This window comes from Chitinophaga sp. 10T418 (assembly GCF_056394125.1).
In genome coordinates this window covers 57,618-77,304 of record NZ_JBFTHG010000020.1, presented here as the reverse complement: position 1 = coordinate 77,304, position 19,687 = coordinate 57,618, and the positions used below count along the sequence as shown (strand labels likewise).

The 19,687-nt window shown below is 44.2% G+C and carries 13 protein-coding genes; 10 read left to right on the top strand and 3 right to left on the bottom strand.

Going from position 1 to position 19,687, the window contains the following annotated elements:
* Positions 1-549 precede the first annotated feature (549 nt).
* Both AC1DCV_RS33870 and AC1DCV_RS33865 read left to right on the top strand, forming a co-directional pair.
* Positions 550-3,285: an outer membrane beta-barrel protein gene (locus AC1DCV_RS33870; protein WP_477027330.1), complete on the top strand. Its 2,736-nt coding sequence runs from the start codon at positions 550-552 to the stop codon at positions 3,283-3,285.
* Complete coding sequence (locus AC1DCV_RS33865; RefSeq protein ID WP_477027329.1) at positions 3,282-4,067, top strand: GLPGLI family protein; 786 nt, start codon at positions 3,282-3,284, stop codon at positions 4,065-4,067. Before AC1DCV_RS33870 ends, AC1DCV_RS33865 begins: the two co-directional genes overlap by 4 nt.
* A 47-nt stretch (positions 4,068-4,114) precedes the next feature.
* Here the strand turns inward: AC1DCV_RS33865 and AC1DCV_RS33860 are convergent, their stop codons facing one another.
* Positions 4,115-4,459, bottom strand: a complete 345-nt coding sequence (locus AC1DCV_RS33860; RefSeq protein ID WP_477027328.1) for an SDR family NAD(P)-dependent oxidoreductase — start codon at positions 4,457-4,459, stop codon at positions 4,115-4,117.
* 260 nt (positions 4,460-4,719) lie between these two features.
* Here AC1DCV_RS33860 and AC1DCV_RS33855 point away from each other — a divergent pair, with 260 nt between their 5' ends.
* From AC1DCV_RS33855 to AC1DCV_RS33820, 8 genes are all read left to right on the top strand, one after another.
* Complete coding sequence (locus tag AC1DCV_RS33855) at positions 4,720-6,735, top strand: serine hydrolase (protein ID WP_477027327.1); 2,016 nt, start codon at positions 4,720-4,722, stop codon at positions 6,733-6,735.
* A 162-nt stretch (positions 6,736-6,897) separates the two neighbouring features.
* Positions 6,898-7,956, top strand: a complete 1,059-nt coding sequence (locus AC1DCV_RS33850; protein ID WP_477027326.1) for a hypothetical protein — start codon at positions 6,898-6,900, stop codon at positions 7,954-7,956.
* 200 nt (positions 7,957-8,156) lie between these two features.
* Positions 8,157-8,741 carry a sigma-70 family RNA polymerase sigma factor gene (locus AC1DCV_RS33845; protein ID WP_477027325.1) on the top strand — a complete coding sequence of 195 codons (585 nt, stop codon included), beginning with the start codon at positions 8,157-8,159 and terminating at the stop codon, positions 8,739-8,741.
* A gap of 80 nt (positions 8,742-8,821) precedes the next feature.
* On the top strand, positions 8,822-10,018 hold the full coding sequence (locus AC1DCV_RS33840; protein WP_477027324.1) for a FecR family protein: 1,197 nt from the start codon (positions 8,822-8,824) through the stop codon (positions 10,016-10,018).
* 54 nt (positions 10,019-10,072) lie between these two features.
* Positions 10,073-13,609: a SusC/RagA family TonB-linked outer membrane protein gene (locus tag AC1DCV_RS33835; RefSeq protein ID WP_477027323.1), complete on the top strand. Its 3,537-nt coding sequence runs from the start codon at positions 10,073-10,075 to the stop codon at positions 13,607-13,609.
* A gap of 4 nt (positions 13,610-13,613) precedes the next feature.
* On the top strand, positions 13,614-15,077 hold the full coding sequence (locus tag AC1DCV_RS33830; protein WP_477027322.1) for a RagB/SusD family nutrient uptake outer membrane protein: 1,464 nt from the start codon (positions 13,614-13,616) through the stop codon (positions 15,075-15,077).
* A gap of 8 nt (positions 15,078-15,085) precedes the next feature.
* Positions 15,086-15,757: a hypothetical protein gene (locus AC1DCV_RS33825; protein ID WP_477027321.1), complete on the top strand. Its 672-nt coding sequence runs from the start codon at positions 15,086-15,088 to the stop codon at positions 15,755-15,757.
* 16 nt (positions 15,758-15,773) lie between these two features.
* Complete coding sequence (locus tag AC1DCV_RS33820) at positions 15,774-16,703, top strand: DUF5007 domain-containing protein (protein WP_477027320.1); 930 nt, start codon at positions 15,774-15,776, stop codon at positions 16,701-16,703.
* 115 nt (positions 16,704-16,818) lie between these two features.
* Here AC1DCV_RS33820 and AC1DCV_RS33815 read toward each other — a convergent pair whose 3' ends face one another.
* Positions 16,819-18,600, bottom strand: a complete 1,782-nt coding sequence (locus AC1DCV_RS33815; protein ID WP_477027319.1) for an OmpA family protein — start codon at positions 18,598-18,600, stop codon at positions 16,819-16,821.
* A 51-nt stretch (positions 18,601-18,651) separates the two neighbouring features.
* On the bottom strand, positions 18,652-19,653 hold the full coding sequence (locus tag AC1DCV_RS33810) for a PorP/SprF family type IX secretion system membrane protein (protein WP_477027318.1): 1,002 nt from the start codon (positions 19,651-19,653) through the stop codon (positions 18,652-18,654).
* Positions 19,654-19,687 lie beyond the last annotated feature (34 nt).

Here is a 19,687-nt window from a genome sequence, read left to right as displayed (position 1 = left end):
ATGTTATTCAAACGTGAAATCCTTTTCGTGAAATGCCCATTTTCTCAACAGACGCGCAAGTGCTTATTTAGGACCTATAGGAGGAAAAAAATTTTCACACCCGCTGCAACTATAGTATAAGTGTGGGATACAGCCTCCCCGACTGCTTCATTTGCCTCCGGAAGGACGGTAATGAACGTGCCGGGGAATTTTTACTGAATGGGGTGACATGAAGCGTTGAGGGTAATTATCTTCCGTATTTTCAGCCAACAAAGTGGCGGCTGAAAACAGGCTATTCTACTTCAAACTGGCCTTCCGGCTCCTTCACTTTGCATGCTGACAGGCAATCGGAAAAAACAAAAAGCGTAGAAAATTAGAAAAATGATTGTATTTTCCGATGTACCAGAAAATCAAAATTATCGAGTGAGCAATACAGAAATAAGGACGATGATAAATCATACGGCCGACCCTATGCATATAATAAAGAAATGAAAACATTTTATAACAATCAAAAAACAGGTTGTCAAAGACGATATGTTTCTTAGCCCTAAATTCAAATTCCGTCATTCAATGATGAAAAATATCCCAAGATTAGTACTCCTGCTGATTATCTTATTTCATTACAAAGTCAACGCACAAAATAGCTCGATCAGGGGAACCGTGACAGACAGCAGCCTGAAAGCCCCGTTGCGGAATGCCGTAGTGGTATTATTGCAGGCAAAGGATTCATTTATCATCGCCAGTACAAGGGTGGGGAAAGATGGGGAGTTCAGCTTTCAGCAACTGGCAGATACGGCCACCTATGTTTTATACTTTTCCTATCCGAAGTATGCCAGTTATTCCTACCGGTTAAATATGAAAAATGCTGGCAATAAGCTAGCAGAGATGAACAATATTTATCTCATCCCAAAAAGCAGGCTACTGCGTGAAGTAATCGTAAAATCGCAGATAGCAGCCATCAGGATCAATGGCGACACCACCGAGTATAATGCCGGTAGCTTTAAAGTGCAACCCAATGCATCAGTGGAAGAGTTGCTAAGACAGCTACCCGGGTTGCAGGTAGACCAATTTGGTAATATTACCGCACAGGGGCAGAAAGTGAAAAAGGTGTTGGTAGACGGAGAAGAGTTTTTCAGCGATGACCCCACACTGGTAACGCGCAACCTGCGGGCAGACATGATCGACAAAGTACAGGTATACGATAAGAAGTCGGACGCCGCTGCTTTTACCGGTATAGAAGATGGGGTAAAAGACAAAACCATCAACCTGAAAATTAAAGAAGATAAAAACCATGGGATATTTGGAAAAGTAGAGGCCGGCGTTGGTACAGATGAACGGTACAATGCCCAGGGCATGATTAACGCTTTTAAGGGCAAAAGAAGAATGTCTGCCTACGCTACCACCGGCAACATAGGAAGGTCCGGTCTGGGAACAGCAGATAAAGAAAAAATGGGGGCTGATGAAGAAGGCAGCGGCAACTATTCCGGTAAAGGATTGCCAACGATTACCTCAGGTGGCTTTCACTATGATAAAAAATGGAACGCTGATAAAATAGCCTTCAATGGAAATTATAAATTCAACGGGCAGCAGGTGGTAGGGTCTGAATCTACTACCTCACAAAACAACCTGCCTTCCGGCATTATCTTAAGTAATTCCAATAACAATTTTAAAAATAATAGCACCGACAATAAATTAAATGCGAGATATATTTACAAACTCGATTCCTCAGCCACCTTTACGATTTATACAGACGGCACACGCTATAATAATAAAAGCTCCAATAATAGCTTTACACAAAACAGGCGGGGCGATTCCAGTCTGATATATAATAATGACAAATCCAGCACAAATGATTATGACTTCAACAGCTATAATCTCAACCTGTCCTGGGAAAAACAACTGAGGAAGAAAGGGCGCACCATTGCGGTGTATCTGAACAATAACTTTTCAAATGATGCCACCAATGGCGAAAACGTTTCTAACAGCACTTTTTATGACGCAGCGAGTCATGTGGATAGTACCGCCTTGTTGCACCTGCGCAGAAAGATGAATGATGACTGGCGTACATTGAACCTCAATGCTATTTATACGGAGCCGCTTTCCAAAAAGTTGTCGATGATTGTCAACTATGACCTGTACAACGAATCAGCGCATGATGATAAACGTTCGTACAATCTTGGCAATAACCAGGATATAAAAATGATTGACACGGCTTTTAGTACTAAAATGAATTCAACTTCCTGGGGAAATCAGGGTGGATTATCACTGAATTATTCTACAAAAAAGGTGGTACTGAAAGTAGGCAACAACGTTAAGTTTGTTCAGATGAATATGGAAAGTGTCTACAGTGCCGTGAAGCTGAATAAACAGTTTGTAAACCTGAATCCCAATCTTAATTTTAACTATAAGTTCAGCAATTACGAAGCATTGAGTTTTAGTTACAATGGAAACAGCAACAACCCCGGGCGTTCGCAGATGCTTCCTTTTAATTTTGATAACGGCCAGCTCACTACACTGCTGCCTAATACAGCGTTGAAGAATAGTTTTACCAATGATTTCACCGCCAGGTACAATGCTGCAAAAATAGCTTCCCAGGTGTATTATGGAGGATCGGCTGGTTATACGCTGGTGTCAAATCCAATTACCCAATCGATCAGTGTAGATCCTGCGGGTGCATATACCTACCAAAATGTGAATATGGAGGGCTATGCCAACCGTAATTATTATGTAAATACCTACTACTCGAAGAAGATCACCCTGATTGATATGCAGGCCGCTGCCGCACTGGGACTAAATGGCGGAAAATCCTTTAGCCCGATCAACGATGTTATCAACAAGTTGAACTATAATACGTATACTTTGACACTGCAGGCGTATAAATCGAAGCTCCAGAAATATACCTTCTATCTGACGGCAAGTGGAGGACACACCAACAATACCTCTTCTCTTCAACCAACCTCTAAAAACAGCTATTTCTTCTATACACTAAACCCTTCTGTTGACGTTTATTTCCTGAAGAAATTCCAGCTCCATACAGATGCCAACTATCTCTGGCAGCAGAAAACACAGGCATTCAACGATAATTTCAGGCGCACAATCTGGAATGCCTGGATAGGGCGCAACTTTTTCAGCAAGGACCAGCTAACACTGAAAATTTCCTGCAATGATATCCTGAACGAAAATAACGGTTATGCCCGTACTGCTACCAACACGTTCTTTTCAGAAAACCGATACACCACCATTCAGCGTTACTTTATGATGGGTGCTACCTGGAATTTCACAAAATTTAATAGTATTAAACAGTGAGAAAGATCATTACTATTCTTGGGATCATCCTGATGACAAACTGCTTCCCTGCTGCCGCACAACTGGCAGTGTTTACCAATAGCGGGAAAATAAAGTTTGAGCGGAAAGTCAATACGTTTGCAGCGATGCCAATTTTTCTAAAAGAAACGGGGACCATGCCGGCTGATCAGCTGACTACCTTTATGCAGCAATACAGGAATACGTCGCCCCAGTTCTGGACTGATAGTTTTGAGTTATATTTTAACGGAGAGCAGAGTCTTTATCAGCCGGGCAATCCCGATATGAACTATTCCCAAACCTTCCAGATACCGGTAGCCTATAAGAATAAAGTGTATACCAATTTTTCCACTGGTATGGCACTTACGGAAAAGCAGGCTTTTGAGCAGGTGTTTTTTATCAAAGATGCGGTTAAAAGCCTTAAATGGAAGTTGACAGAAGAAACCCGGGAAATTGCCGGATATGAATGCCATCGTGCGAATGCCGTGTTGTTTGATTCTATCTATATCGTTGCATTTTATACCGATGAAATTCCCGCCCGCGGAGGTCCGGAGTCTTTCAATGGATTACCCGGGATGATTTTAGGCATAGCTATACCGCATCAGCATATTACTATTTTCGCTCAAAGCGTTACCAGTATGGATATAGGGCCGGATAAATGGAAAATTCCCGCACCTGAAAAAAATACCCCAATCAGTAACAAGGACTTCAATAACAAGACGGCAAAAATGCTGAAGCAATTTAATTTAACTTCTCCATGGGTGCAGTTTTTCATGGATATGTAGGGAAACTACAAAAATCAAAGACAACGACTTTTTGAATTTCGGGGACGCTAAAACAAAATACTTCGAATTTGTAAAACGTTATCCGGGATTCGTACCTGCTCGTTCGTAAAAGCCTCTGTGGCCCCCGTCACGCCAAAGCCGGCATTATTAACCAGTACATCGATACGCCCAAATTTTGCCACTGTATCCGACACGGCTCTTTGGATTTGATCCTGATTCGCAACATCGAGTTTCACCACCAATAGCCGATCCTTATGTCTGGCAGCCAGGTCATCCAGCTTTTCAGTATTTCTTGCAGCAACCGCAACAATGCCGCCTTTTAACAACACCGCTTCTGTCAGGCTTCGCCCTGGTCCACTTGAGCTCCCCGTTATAAACCATACTTTTCCCATATCTCTTTGTTTTAATTATAACGCAAAGATCGGACAGCTGGTTTCAAATCACTTTATTCTACAGGTCATTCTTACTTTGTTGCAAAAGTCAGATTAGCTAATAGTTCCTGAGAAATCATAAAGTTAGTGCGAAGACGGCGAATCCTGTATTTTCACACACTCCTAATGGAAAAAAAAGCTTATTATTCATGCAACCTTTCTATAACAGAGACGTCTTATAATAATACGCATTCATTTAAATCCTTGAGAATCTATTAAACATGTCAGTATCGCCTGTTAAATCAATTTGTATATCTGCATTATGCCTTCTTTTTTCCGGGTATCTGTTTGCCCATAATGGAAGTGTTGCCTATGCATATCCGCTTGGCAGGATCATCGTGGATGGCGATCTTTCCGATTGGCCCAAAGATGCTGTCAGGTATAAGATCGGAATAAATCCATCGGACACAAAACCGCAGAATGAATCCGATTTTTCCGGCTATTTCCAGCTAGGCTATAACCTCGGCAATCAATCACTATACGTGGCATTTACGATTACAGATGATGATTTCGTTGAAGATACTTCTCAAAATGTAAGCTGGAACACCCAGGACGGGTTGGAGGTAAGCGTTGATGCGCGTCATCTGCTCTCCGGTTCCGGGGTGGCGTCATTTATGTATAGTAAGCACCTTCATACCATCAATAATGCCTTCTTTGATCCTTTTGCCAGTAAAGCCACCTGGGATATTACGGAGGTGGCTCTTACACGCCATGGTAACACCCGCATTTATGAATGGCGTATACAGTTAGGGAACGAGTTGGCCGTTGGAAAATCGGTCGGTTTCGATTTTCATGTATTTGACAAAGATCAGGATGGAAGCTTCTCCTGGTCTGCCTGGGGGAAGGGAGAATCTAAATTTAAGAACCCCAACAGTCTTGGCGATATCGTCTTTCTGCCTGCCGGCAAAGAACTGTCCCCTGTTTCGGGAAAGTTAAGCTGGAACAAACAACATGCGGCAAAGCTACCAGGTCTGTTGCGGCTCATCGCTTCGGACAATCCAAAACTTTGGATGACAGCTGAAGTAGATAGCCTGGGGAATTATGAGGTAATGGTACCTGCTGGAAAATATAAGCTCACATTGCCTGATCGTTACTTTCAATCTGAAGATAAGGTTTATGCTGCCGATCAAAAAGTACCTGTCACCATTGTAACAAAATCCGGGCAAAAAACAGTTGCACCTGCGATTCGTATATCATCTACCCCTGTACCCGACTTGATTCCAGACAAAGGTATACTGCTAAATTTCACCGCGTCCGATACCAGTCAGATAGATCATTTTATCGACACCTATCGCGGTTATTATGGAATACCCGGCGTTTCGCTGGCAGTAATTAAAGAAGGGAAACTGCTTTATCATAAAACATATGGTGTTAGCAACACGATGACCGGGGAAAAAGTAAATGACAATACATTGTTTGAAGCAGCTTCCGTTACAAAGCCTGTATTTGCCTTTGCTGTGGAACGACTGGCAGAACGTGGGGTGATTAACCTTGACAAACCGTTATATGAGTACCTTCCTTATAAGGATATCGAATACGACGAGCGATATAAGCTGATGACCGCAAGACATGTATTAACGCACCGGACGGGTTTCCCGAACTGGCGATGGATGAATAAAGATGGAAAACTGGATCTGAAATTTCCCCCCGGCACAGCCTATAACTATTCAGGTGAGGGCTTCGAATACCTGAAGCTGGTAATAGAAAAAATTACGGGTAAGAAGGTGGAGCAGGTATTGCAGGAGGAAGTGATTGAGCCCGTTGGACTATACCATACTTTCTTTTCAAAAAATGATTCTTTGCAGCGGATGGCGGCATATGGTCATTATGACAAACTGCCCACTAAAAATGATCTGCCGGAAAGTCCGGGCATGGCCTATTCTATGTATACCGAAGCAAAAATTTTCTCAAAGTTTATGCTGTATTTATTAGAGCAGAAAGGCCTGAAACCAGCAACATACGACACTATACTCTCAAAGCACTCAGAATATACTTTTGATGACGAGCCGCATAAGCCAAAAGTCCCCACCTATATGGGTATGAGTCTTGAGATCAGAGAAACTCCTTTTGGCAAAACATTTGGTCATGGTGGCAATAATGGCGATTTCAAATGCAGGTTTGAAGTGTATAAAGACCTGAAAATGGGATATGTCATTTTCACTGATTCCAATACATCTGATGTATTGCTGGAAAACCTCCGCAAGTTTTTGGTGGAGGGGAAAGATGCTACGCCTTGATGTGTTAAGTTTATCTCCAACGGGAAAAGGTTTCAAAATTAATATTTTGAAGCCTTTTCCTGTTAGAAACCACCGTGATCATACTTTTATCTATTGAAAAAAGGTGCAGGTTGTCAGAAAAGTGGTTTGTGTATTACCTTTGCGACTGTATAAACAAAAGACATGAGTCAATTTTCGCATATAAACCTGCCGTTAAAGAACAAACTGACATTCACTGCTAACCCGGTAAACGTAGTGCCATTACCGAATGGAGAGATCCTGATGAACTTTGCGAGTCAACCATTGATTACAAAGCTCAATGCCAACCTTGAAATTGTTTGGGAAAAAATCATCCAGGGAAAGCATACGAATTATGTAAGCAGCAAACTGTCTGCCTCTTCTGATGGCCGCCTGATTGCTATTGCGGGTATGACCGATATGCGCATTCTCGATGCAGAAGGGACCATGGTATTACATACAGTGGAACATGACTCCTGGGGCTGGTTCCTGGGGGCCGCCTGTCATTTCGCGAAGGATAATAAAACGATCTGGTATGTATTGCCTGGTGATAAAAATGAAACAGACCAGCTGCAGGTGATGGATGCTGTTACTTTTGAAGTAATTGCTTCCCACCCCCTGCTGGAAAGCCAACAATACACCTACGCATTTCATGCTACGCCCAACAATGACATTATCCTGCTGGAAGCGGCGGCTGGCCAGGAGAAATCCATCCTGATGCAGTTACAGCTCAATGATGATGTCATCTCCCTGGCTGAACTTACCCAATGTGATGATGTGATCATGGGCAACTTTGGGCCATCCGGAACAGAGTTTGTGATGGCGCCCCATTATGATGGGCCTTTAGAAATCTATTCCTTCCCTGTAATTGCCAGGATAGCAGAGCAGGACCAGGAAGGTATTTTCGAGGGCAGTAAAGATTTTCCAGCCGCTGAACCGGATAATATCAACTACAATGTATTCTTTGTAGATGATAATAACATCCTGGTAGTTTCCCAGTTTGGAAGATTGTTATTGCTGGACAGAAAAGATTTACGTTGTAAGGCAGAAGTAATGCCGGAGGGTATTGAATTTACGGCATATAACCTGGATGGCAATCCTACTACCAACCCGGATTATATCTTTGATTACAGCAGTAATATTATCAATGTAATGATTGTGCATGACAAGCTGTTGCTGACGACCGGCGATGGTCAGCTGCGCAGTTATGACTTGCCTGTATGATAAAAACCGAAGGGTGTCTCCTGGTTTAGGAGACACTCCGGCAACCCATAAACGCGTTATAATAGCTATTTTTTTGATAATTTACTATACCTTTTTGTTAAAATTCCATGCGGAAATATTATTAACTATCGCTAATATTGTCATGATTCCGCTGTAGTGTCAACCTGGTGAGCAAATGTCAACCAAATTTCCAATGCTTTATGGGGTTAAAGTGTATTGACAATGAACGTGAAATACTGGAGCAAGTGGCCGGCGGCTGCCAGCTTGCATTCTCAAAGCTTTTTCATGGATATGTACATCAGGCAGGCCGTATCGTTTATACCATCATCGGCTCCCGCGAACAAACTGAAGAGATCCTGCAGGACCTGTTTGTAAAACTCTGGAAAAACAGGGAAAAGCTGACCAGTATCAAAGAATTCAATGCCTATTTTTTTATTCTGCTGCGCAACCATACCCTTAATTACCTGACGCGGTTGGCCGCGGAAAGAAAAGGACAAGAGGAGTATGCCAGGTTTGTAATACAACAACAAGACAAAAAAGATGACCATCCTGATGTTCGTCTTGAAATAGTTGACAAAGCTATTGAAGCACTGCCCACACAGCAAAAAACCGTATTCCTCCTGCGGGCACAGGGTTACAGAAACCCTGAAATTGCATCCCGCATGAATTTATCTACCGACTCTGTAAAAAAATATAACCAGCTGGCCCTTAAGTTTATTCACCAGTTTATTAAGGTGAGGGTAACGGTTTTGTTCACATTGGTAGCTGTCCGGTATTTAAAATAAAATATTTTTCCTCCCCATATCTCCTTTTATACCCCCTTCACTGTCTTATGATATAGGAACAATGTTCAAACAGTCATACTATGCAGCAGCAAGACCGTTTACAATATTTGCTGGAAAAAGCCACTACCGGCACTATCGCTGAAGAAGAGCGACAGGAGCTGTTTGTATTATTGACTGATCCGGATGCAAGGCAATTATATAATGATTTATTTGAGCAACTGTCAACACAATACGCTGAAGAAGAAGATTTTTTCTCTGCTGAAGAGGCCTCCCATTTATTTGAACAGATCAATGAAAAAAACAAAGAGTCAGGTTCAGGCCCGGATGTCAGTACCCGGATATATAGCTTAAAGCCGGTACTCTTCTGGGCTGCCGCCTGCGCAACAATGTTATTGTCGCTGCTCTCCTACCGCTTTTTTGTCAATACGCACCGGGTAACTGATCAGAAAAAAATAGCGCAGCTCTCCCCTGCTCCCAGGTCCAAATCTGATGTAATGCTGACACTCGCCGATGGTACTCAGGTGTCCCTGGACAGTACCGTAGCCGGACGGGTATTTGAGCAAAAAGGAGCCCGCGCCGTTAACAACGATAACGGAACCCTTACCTATGCAGGGGACGTCACCACAGTAGCAAAGCCCGAAATCGTGTATAATACCCTCACTATACCGAGGGGAAAACAATATAAAGTAGTACTGCCGGATGGCAGCCAGGTTTGGTTAAATGCCGCGTCCTCCCTGCATTACCCGACACAGTTTCCTGACCAGGAACGAAAAGTCGAATTATCAGGCGAAGCTTATTTCGATATCGTTAAGGACGACCACAAACCATTTTTAGTAGTAACTCCACAGCAAACTATTTCCGTACTGGGTACTTCTTTTAATGTTAAAGCCTATACAGATGAACCGTATATTAAAACTACACTCATAACAGGCAGTGTAAAAATTAATCTGCCAAATGAAAACAAGTCAAGCGTATTAAAACCAGGAGAACAAGCTATACTGGCAAATAACGATTTACAGGTAAAAACAATAGACACCAAAGAAGATGTTTCCTGGCGGTCCGATCTCTTTTATTTTTCCGATACCGATCTGCGGGAGATGGCGTATCAGCTGCAACGCTGGTATGATATTGAAGTGGATTTTTCATCCCTTCCGGCAAAAAGACTATATGGACAATTACCTCGTAGCACACCACTACCAGAACTGTTAAGCGCAATTGAGAAAACAAGTAACATAAAATTTAAATTAAGCAACGGCCGGCTGTTTGTAGAGAAATAGTATCCGGATTTTATTTATCAACCATCATCATTTCACACCAGTAAAATTACATTTATGAGAATTCAACATGGCCATCGTATGGGCCATTGGAAGCGCTATGCCTGGTGCATAATGTTTACTGTCTTCCATTATCTGGCAACATCTGCAATTGGTTTCTCCCAGCAGGTAACATTAAGTGTAAGCGGAGCAAGACTGGAGCAGGTGCTCGAGTCGATCAGAACACAAACAGGCTACTCCTTTATTTTTGATGCCCGGTATGCAAAAAATGCGCTGCCTGTCACGGTAAACCTTAAAGAGGAGTCGCTGGAAACCGCCCTGGCCCAGGTATTTAAGGGGCAGCCATTCACCTATGAAGTAAATGAAAGAATCGTAACGGTACTCGCATCGCGTAAGGCGACGGCAGCGACTACGTTGTCCGGCAGGATTGTTAGTCCGGATAACCAACCAATTATTGGTGCCACTGTCATCGTTCAGGGCTCCAGACAGGGAGCCACGGCAGATGAAAACGGCAGGTTTTCCCTTTCAGTTACTGCGGAAGACGCCACCATCCTCATCACTTCTATCGGTTTTAACCCGTTAACGCTTCACCTGAACAATGGCGTGCTAACACCGGCCAGCAAACAGTTTAATCATCAGCTGGTCAGAAATACGCTGCAGAATCTGCTGATCATGCTCCAGCCTTCTGCATCGCAATTGCAGGAAGTAAACGTAACAGTGGGATATGGTACACAGAAAAAGAGAGAAACCACTGCTGCCATCTCAAGCATTAAAGGCTCACAGCTGCAAAATAAGCCCAGCGGTTCTATTGAAGGATTGCTGCAGGGACTTGCGCCCGGGTTAGTAGTGCAGAACAATTCCGGTATGCCGGGTGGAAGAAGCATGATTCAGATCAGAGGTCTTGCTTCGTTTTCCAATTCCGCCAACTCCAACGTGGTAAGCACACCCCTGTTTATTATTGATGGTGTGCCACTGGAACAGGATGTATTCAACCCTTCAGATCCACGCCAGGCCATCACAAGTGTGCTGGCTGGTTTCAGTCCCTTTGACCTGGAATCCGTGGATGTACTGAAAGATGCTTCTGCTACTGCTATCTATGGTTCAAGAGGCGCCAACGGCGTTATCATTATTAACACCAAACGTGGCAAAATCGGGAAACCAATTGTCACCTTAAATACACAATATGGATTGAGTTATTACCCATCACTACGTAAAACCCTTGGTGGTAAAGCGGAACGCGATTTTAAAATTGATCTCTTTAACCAGTATAAATCTTCCAAAGTAGGCGGAGGAGATTCAGATATGCCCATTGAATTGAGTGATAGCCTGAATAGCTTTTACAACAATTCTACCGACTGGCAAAAGCTGTACTTCCGGGATGCTGATCTGAAGAATATTAACCTGGGTATCAGCGGCGCTACGGAGAATGCCAGCTACCGTTTAGGAGTAGATTATTATAACGAAAAAGGTATTGTACTGGGTTCAGGATTTACCAGGTTTTCACTGACCTATAACGGTGTCTTTAAGCCTACTTCGCGGTTAACCATTACCGGCCGGGCAAATTTAAGCCAGACCGATGCCAGCAAGAAAAGAGGCGACACTTACAGTGCTGCAGTAGTAGGAAATAACTTCTCTTCTTCCTTCAGGCCAGGCCCCAACAGCGGCTTTTTTGATTCCTTCCTGGAGTCTTACAAGAAAGGCGTCAGCATTGACCTTACCAGGAGAGTGCTGGCACAGCTCGAAGTCAGTTACGATCTTACCAACTACCTGAACCTTACCTCCAGAGCATCTGGTAACTATGAATTTTATCGCACCCGCTCATTCGAACCATCTGCAACAAGAAATGATCAGAAAGCTGCAGCTTCTTATTATTCGCAGGAAAAAGTGAATCTGCTGAGCGAAACATTTCTTCGTTTATACCACACCTTTCCTTCAAAGCACTCGTTCGATCTGGTGTTAGGTAATACCATCAACACCAGCGAAAACAACAATATATTCGGCTCTGCATTTGGAGGCCCCAGTGACGCACAACAGGTGATACAGGGATATCCGCAATCCAATCTCAAACTGGAAACGCATAATATCAGGTATGGCTTGTTGTCTTACTATTCCAGGCTTTCTTACAACTACGACAAAAAATACCTGTTTCAGGGTGTTGTCCGCGCCGATGGTTCTTCCAAATTTGGTAAAGATAACCAGTGGGGATACTTCCCTTCTCTGTCTGCAGGATGGGTATTTACAGAAGAAAAATTTATTCGTAAGCACATTGGTAGCTGGCTGAACTTCGGTAAGATCAGGGCCAGTACGGGTAAATCAGGTACCCAGTATGAAGACAACTACCTGGCTGTAGGCGCCTATCAAACCAAGAGCGGAGACAATGCCACGTACAACGGCATACCGCTGCTGGCTCCAAGTTACGGTGCAGGTAACGGTACCGCCTTACCAAATCTTACCTGGCAAACTACTAAAGACAAGGGCGTAGGATTGGATCTTGAGTTTTTCAACAGCCGTCTGACCATGACGCTCGACTACTATAATAAAAACACAGACGGATTCCTGTTTCCGGATGCTTTAAATGGTACGAGCGGATATACCTCCCGTTATATCAACAGCGGGGCTGTTCGCAATACCGGGTATGAAGCTGCCATTACAGCCTATCTTACAAGACCAGGAAAGAACTTTCAGTATTCCGTCACCTTTATTGGTGCCATTAACCATAATGAACTGACCAAACTGCCTGATTTCGGCAGAAGTGTTTCCAGGAGCGATTATGCAGTAGGACAACCTTACCTCGAGATTGGCCGCCCGCTGAATGGCTTTTACCTGATGAAGTACCTGGGCGTATATCCAACAGACGAATCCGTTCCGGTAAATAAATATACCGGTAAGCGACTGTACCCTAACACCAGCGGATTTTCCTCACAGGATCCATATAAGGCCGGTGATATCATGATACTGGATGTAAACGGAGATGGCAGGATTGGTGTAATAGACAATTCCGACCGCGTTTACTGTGGTGATCCTAATCCTAAATTTACCGGAAGTGTTTCTCACTCTTTCAGCTATAAGTTTAAAAGCAATGCCACACTCCAGCTCGACCTGTTTTTCAACTACTCCGTTGGCAACAAAGTATACAACAAAGTAAAGGCAGATCGTATCAAGGGGGTGAGCTGGACTGCCAGTGAAAATGTGAACTATCCCGGCGGACAAAGAAACCTGCTGGATGTATCTGACCTGGATTTCTGGACACCTACCCACACCAATGCAAAATACCCGGTGCTTAATCCCTGGAGATACTACGGCACATCCAGTTATGATTTTATCGGCAACTACGAAACCAACACCGATCTTTTCCTGGAAAGCGGAAGCTTTATACGGTTAAATAATATCAACCTGAGCTATGATTTTGCACCGGCTGCGCTGAACCGTTTTAACATCCGGAGACTGAGAGTTTATGGTGGGATGAGTAACGTATTTATCCTCACAAAGTATTCCGGCGTGGATCCTGAAAACGTGGATTCTTATGGTTACGATCTGGGTAATGGATATCCCATTCCTTACAAATTTAACTGTGGCTTTAACTTTGAATTCTAAGATTATGAAGATAAAAATAACATGGAAAAACAAAATGTGCTTCCTCCTCGCAGGTTGCGCCTTATTATTTTCCTGCAAAAAAATACTGGATCCTGAAATTATTGAACTGCCTACTGCTGCTAACGCTATTATGACCTCAGCAGATGTGGAAAAAGGAGTAGCCGCTGCTTATTCCTACCTGCGGGCAGTGGTACCGGATAAAGTATTTCTCATGGGAGATGTACGTGCAGATGTGTTCTCCAGTTATTCCCAGAGTTCCAACGTGYGGGCGGAGACACCTATCGCCACCAATACTGCCAGTGCTTTACTGAATAACGGAGGTGGTAACTGGAACCAATTTTATACTGTCATTGCGCAATGCAACCTGCTCCTTGAAAAAATCCCTACGATTGCGAACTACGATGAGTCACTCAGAAACAGGCATATCGGTGAAGCCAGCTTTATCCGGGCACTCACCTACTTTTACCTGGTTCGTTTCTGGGGAGATGTACCCATCAACTTAAAGAGCGTGAATATAGATAACCTGTCAAGGGCGCCACAGGCAGATGTATTTAAGCAGATCACCAGTGATCTGGACATCGCCATTGCTGACCTGGCATTGGATTATGGTGGTGGCGACAAAGCCGTAAGAGCCACCAAAGGAGCAGCATGGGCTATTAAAGCACATGTACTGGGATGGTTACAGGATTACGCCGGTTGCGAAAAGCTATGCGACAGCGTGATCACAAAAGGTCCATACAGTCTTGTTACAGATACCCTGAACCTCATCAGCATCTTTGTAGGAAAATCCAATGAGGGCATCTTTGAACTTAATTTTGATGCCAATGCAAGAGAAGTACAGAAAAACCGTGTTTATAACAGAACATTGGGCAGGCCCTGGTACAAAGACCAATCAGATGGAGGAGGCGGTACGGAAAAGTTTATCCTTTCTCCTACCAGGCAACAACTGAATAACATGTTCCCTCCAAGTGCACGCGATGCCCGGTTATTTACCTGGTTTGACCGTGCCACCTACCTGCAGGGCGTTTATGACGACCGTATCTTCCTGGGCAAATACAAAACACTGCAACTGAAAGGCGACACCTCCTCACAGAATATCAATGAATCAAACATCATCATTACCCGTTTGGCGGATATCATGTTGCTGAGAGCAGAAGCGCTGGCCAGTCCGGCCGTAGGCAGAGCCGGAGAAGCGGCAGTGCTGCTGAATAAAGTAAGACAACGTGCATTTACCACCCTCTATACAGGCGGCGGCAGCATCCAGGACACTATCCTGCTCGAACGCAGGAAGGAACTGATCGGGGAAGGACAATATTTCTTTGACCTGGTGAGAACAAGAAAGCTGGATAAAGACTCTAAAATAACAGCAGCCGATTGGTATCAGAAAGGTGCATGGCTACTCCCAATAGACCAAAGCATTATCGCGAAAAGCAATTTTATGATCACTCAGAACGAATACTGGAAATAACTTTTTATATGAAGAAAAATATTTCACTAAAAAAAGCGGCACTCCTGGCAACCCTTACCATGCTGATGTTTTCAGCGTGCAGGAAAGATAATTATTATGTCGATGGAGGCCTGTCTAAGCAATCCGAGGAAGAAAAAAGGATGACGGTGTATGAATTCCTGGCCAGCAGACCTAATCATATATTTGATTCACTGGTGAAGATCATTGACCTCACCAATAGCAAGGCCCTGGTGAATCAGGCTAACATTACTTTTTTTGCAGCGCCCAATAAGTCAGTGTTACGGTTACAAATGAACTATACACCGGATGACCGGCAGACGCCACAAGCCCTCGCCAACATAGGAAAGGATACATTGCTCACCTTACTTAGCAGGTTTATTATACCCAATGCTAAAGTGAGCCTGGAGCAAGCCGTAAAAGACCGGACAAAATATTACAAGGCTCTTAACGGCGACTCCCTGATTATTAGTGGTGTAGACGGCGGAACAAGTGCCACCAGCTCACTACAAACGTCGGCGTACAGAATAATGTTTGAGCATTTAAAAATACCAGGAGTAGATACTGTAAAGTATAGCGCCAGTATACAGACGCATAACCTGATCACTGCCAACGCTATTGTACACGTATTAAGCAATGGCTCTAGTTTCGCAGCAGGACTGAAACAAAAATATTTCAGATAGTCTTAATCATTTTATCATGAAAAAATCATTAAACATACAATACCTGTTGTGGCTGGCTATCACGTTGTCAACGATTTCCTGTAAGAAGGATAATAGCGACGGCTTTCTTAGCCCGGCACTCAAGTATACCAATCCTTCCCTGAAGATAGCAGTAGGCGCCTCCCTTATCCAATCCGGAGCTATGGTAACAGATGAATCTACCAAACCATTGGAATTCACCATTGATGCCATTCATTATGAAGATGGAAAAATTGCTGATAAGTTGATGGCCTATAAAGTAGATACCTACTTCTGGCAAGCGGAGTATACAGGAAAGGAGAAAACGGTACAGGAGTTAGACAAGAAGCGCACCAAGGTAAATCGCCCTGCCGTTGATATCAACCCTGCGAATGGAAATATTGTCATCTACCCCGAGAGTAGTGATACCACCATATTTACCAAAGGCAAGTATATCATTGACGTAAGAGTGAAAAACAGCGGAGGAGAACGTCTTATTAAATCTGCACTGACCATAGACGTTAGTTACGCATTGCCTTATACTTACCGGCTCGCTGGTCTTGACGGCAAAATAACAGGCCTTGATGTAACCTTTGACAGACAAACCAACACCGGCAATAAAATACTGGTATACGTACTGAAAAAAGATGGCACCGCGGTTGACCCGAAAACGTTACTCGGATATGATTATTCAAGTAACCCCGACGTACCAGACTTAAAGGATTGGCATAACCTCGGTTTGAATAATCCTACAAAGTACACTGAATTCCCCGATCACCTGGAGCTGGAGATAGCCGGTTTCCCACTACCCTTCGTTTCCGGGCAGGTGCTGAGGATCGATATGTATAATAACGGAGATATCAACGGTGGCTATTTCAACTACTGGTTTGACATGTCCATTCTTAAAGAAGGTATCTGGAAAGTAACGATCAAGCTGAAGTATAATTAACCGCTGTTACTTTCATAATTGTTAAGAGGCTGACCAGATTTTACTTTGGTCAGCCTCTTGTTTTATAATCGAATCCCTGTCCTGCATTAATCGTGCACCGTCATCGTGTCGGCGCTTACCATTTTACTTTCAGTTCGGAACGCCTGTTCTGCTTATATTCGTCTTCCTTGCACGGCACACCGTCCTTGCAGCCGTTCACAGGATTACCCTCCCCTTTATTGCTATAATAGAGACGTTTCGGATCGATGCCCTTATTAACGAGGTAATCTATTACTGCATAACAACGTAATGCCGACAAATCGGTATTATATTGATCAGAACCCCGGTTGTCAGCAAAGGAAGCAATCACAATCTTCCAGTTGGGGTGACGTTTCAGCACCGCTGCCACCTGGTCCAGTATCCTGCGGGATGCTGTAAGCAGTGATGCGCTGTTATAGTCATATAAAAACTTCAGTTCTTCCAGTTGTTGTTTATCTGTTTCTTCTTCTGCAGTATGTTTTTTCTCCACCAAACCTGAACCTGGTTGCACGCTTGTTACAGGTGGTAAGGTATGATCTGTTTCCACCGGCGGATTCCTGTTGCCCTCAACCCTGTTAAAGTAATCGGGATCAGAGAAATAATAGATATCATCTTTACCCATGCCACCCTGCCTGTTGGATGCTACGTAACCTTCATAGCCGTTACGTTTCAGTATCAGCCCTAAATCATCCGCCGCGGAGTTAAACGGCACTTTCATATTCTGCGGTATTTCCCAGCTGGACTTTGCCCCTTTTACACGGTAAATGTCATAGCCACCCATCCCTGCATAACCTCTGCTGGAGAAGTAAAGAATACCTTCTTCGTTGACAGTGGGGAAAGTCTCTGAGGCTACCGTATTTACCTGGTTGCCACAGTTGATGGGGGTCCCCCAGGTACCATCTGCCTGTTTTTCCGAGTACCAGAGATCTGTCTGACCTAACCCTCCCGGGCGGTCAGATACAAAATACAGCACGTCGCCGCCGAAACTAAGCACCGCATGACTGGACGAGTATCCTGGTACATTAATGCCCGGCATCAATACAGGGGTCTCCCATTTGCCATTCTTTTTTACAGACTGATAGATCTGCAACTGACGAACACCATTCACGATACCTTTGCCAGTGACAGGTACATCCCTGCCCTGTATGTTGATAGTGGCATAGAGGGTATCTTCTGCACTGCTGAGACATACCGGGCCGATATGATAATCATATTTGCCCAGCAGTGCCGGCGCCAGTTCTTCCAGGTAGGTGTTGGAATTGTCGCCGGAGTATTGCTGATAAACATATGCTTTATAATAAGGCAGCTCGGTGCGTTTGTCGATTGGCGGATTTGACTGTGAGCCACCGTTAAGCGCCATCGAGCGGTATCCGTTTGACATCAGCAACAAACCTTTCTTTACTACCCCACTGACCAGGTCCGAGTTAGGCGTATTCAGTTCTTTAACAGGTTTTAATTGTACAGGAGGTGCCTGTTTACCCCATACAACGGCACTGTCGCAACTTTGCAGGGCGATATCTTTTAATTTAAGACTGTCTGCATCAGATGTAGCAAACAACATATATTGCTGCTTTGCCGCATCATACTGTTCGAGTTGCCGAAGCACTTCCCCGTAAGCAAAATAAGCAGACGCCGGGCGGTCAGTACGGCTGGTGATCTCCTGGTATATATCCGAGGCTTCCTTATAGTAGCCGATCTCGTGGTAGCTATGGGCCATTTTCATCAACTGATCCACGGGCATCTTATCCCCCTTATTGCGGGCAATCCTGTTATAGAGCGCTCCTGCCTCTGCATACTGCTGCCTTGCATAAGCTGCATTAGCTAATTGCGACAGGCTTTTCTGCTCCTGGCTGAACAGGCTGAAGGCCCTCAAAAACATCAGCGGAAAAATAATTATAATGCAACGTATCATACGGGTAGTAACTAAGGGTTAAAAATACCTGGGACTCTTTACTGCAAAATTTTTCGAAGGAATTAAAAAGCCTAGTGATATTTCATGCGATCCTCCCTGGTAACCTGCCATTTTATTTATGCTCAGGTCATAGGAATACCCGATACGCAAATTTTCTGTCGCGTAAAATTCCACCATCACACTGGCTGCATCCAGTTCACTCAAATCCTTCTGCAGGTTGGTTTTGTTCCACACCCCCACACCTGTACGATAAGAAGCACCTGCCCACAGCTTTTCACCGATCAGCAGAAAGGCATTAATGTCTACGTTAGTAGGTCCCTTAAAATCTTCCTTGATCAGGATAGAAGGCTTCAGCTGCAGGTTGTCTCCCAGCGGAAACATAGCACCCGTAGTAATATACAGGTGCTGTGTTTTGCGAATGGTAGAATAGTTGTTCCCTTTCCAGCTGTAACGCGAAGCATCGGTATAAAGCGAAAAGAGGTCCATAACAGAAGCGCCTGCATAAAAGCGGGAAGTATAGTAGTAAATCCCGAAGCGGGCATCCGGCACCCACACACTCTTTTTACCCAGCGGTATCGCGGCATCGTCATTATCCGTGTATTGCAGCGCCGAGCCATCAATGGAGTACTGGGTAACCCCTCCTCCTATGCCGAAGCATAGCCGGCGTGTGCCTTCATCATCCAGCGGGATCCGGTACGAATAAGAGCCATAGAGTGACAAAGCATCCTGCGGACCCAGTTTATCAAACAACATTTGCAGCCCCAGTCCAACCTTGTTTTCACTGGCAGGAGTTACGCCATCTATCGACACTCCCCCCGTGCGGGGTGCGCCGGGAAATCCGGCCCACTGATGGCGGTAAACGGTATTCACGTACAAGTCTTCCTTATAGCCTGCATAGGCAGGGTTAATGCTTAACCCATTGAAAACGTACTGGCTGAACTGTATGTTTTGTTGCGCCATTCCGCGCATACCTGTTGCCAGCAGCAAGACCATTATTCCTGCTCTGAGTACTGTTTGCATCTTTTACACGTTTTTTGTAGCAGATAATATTGTT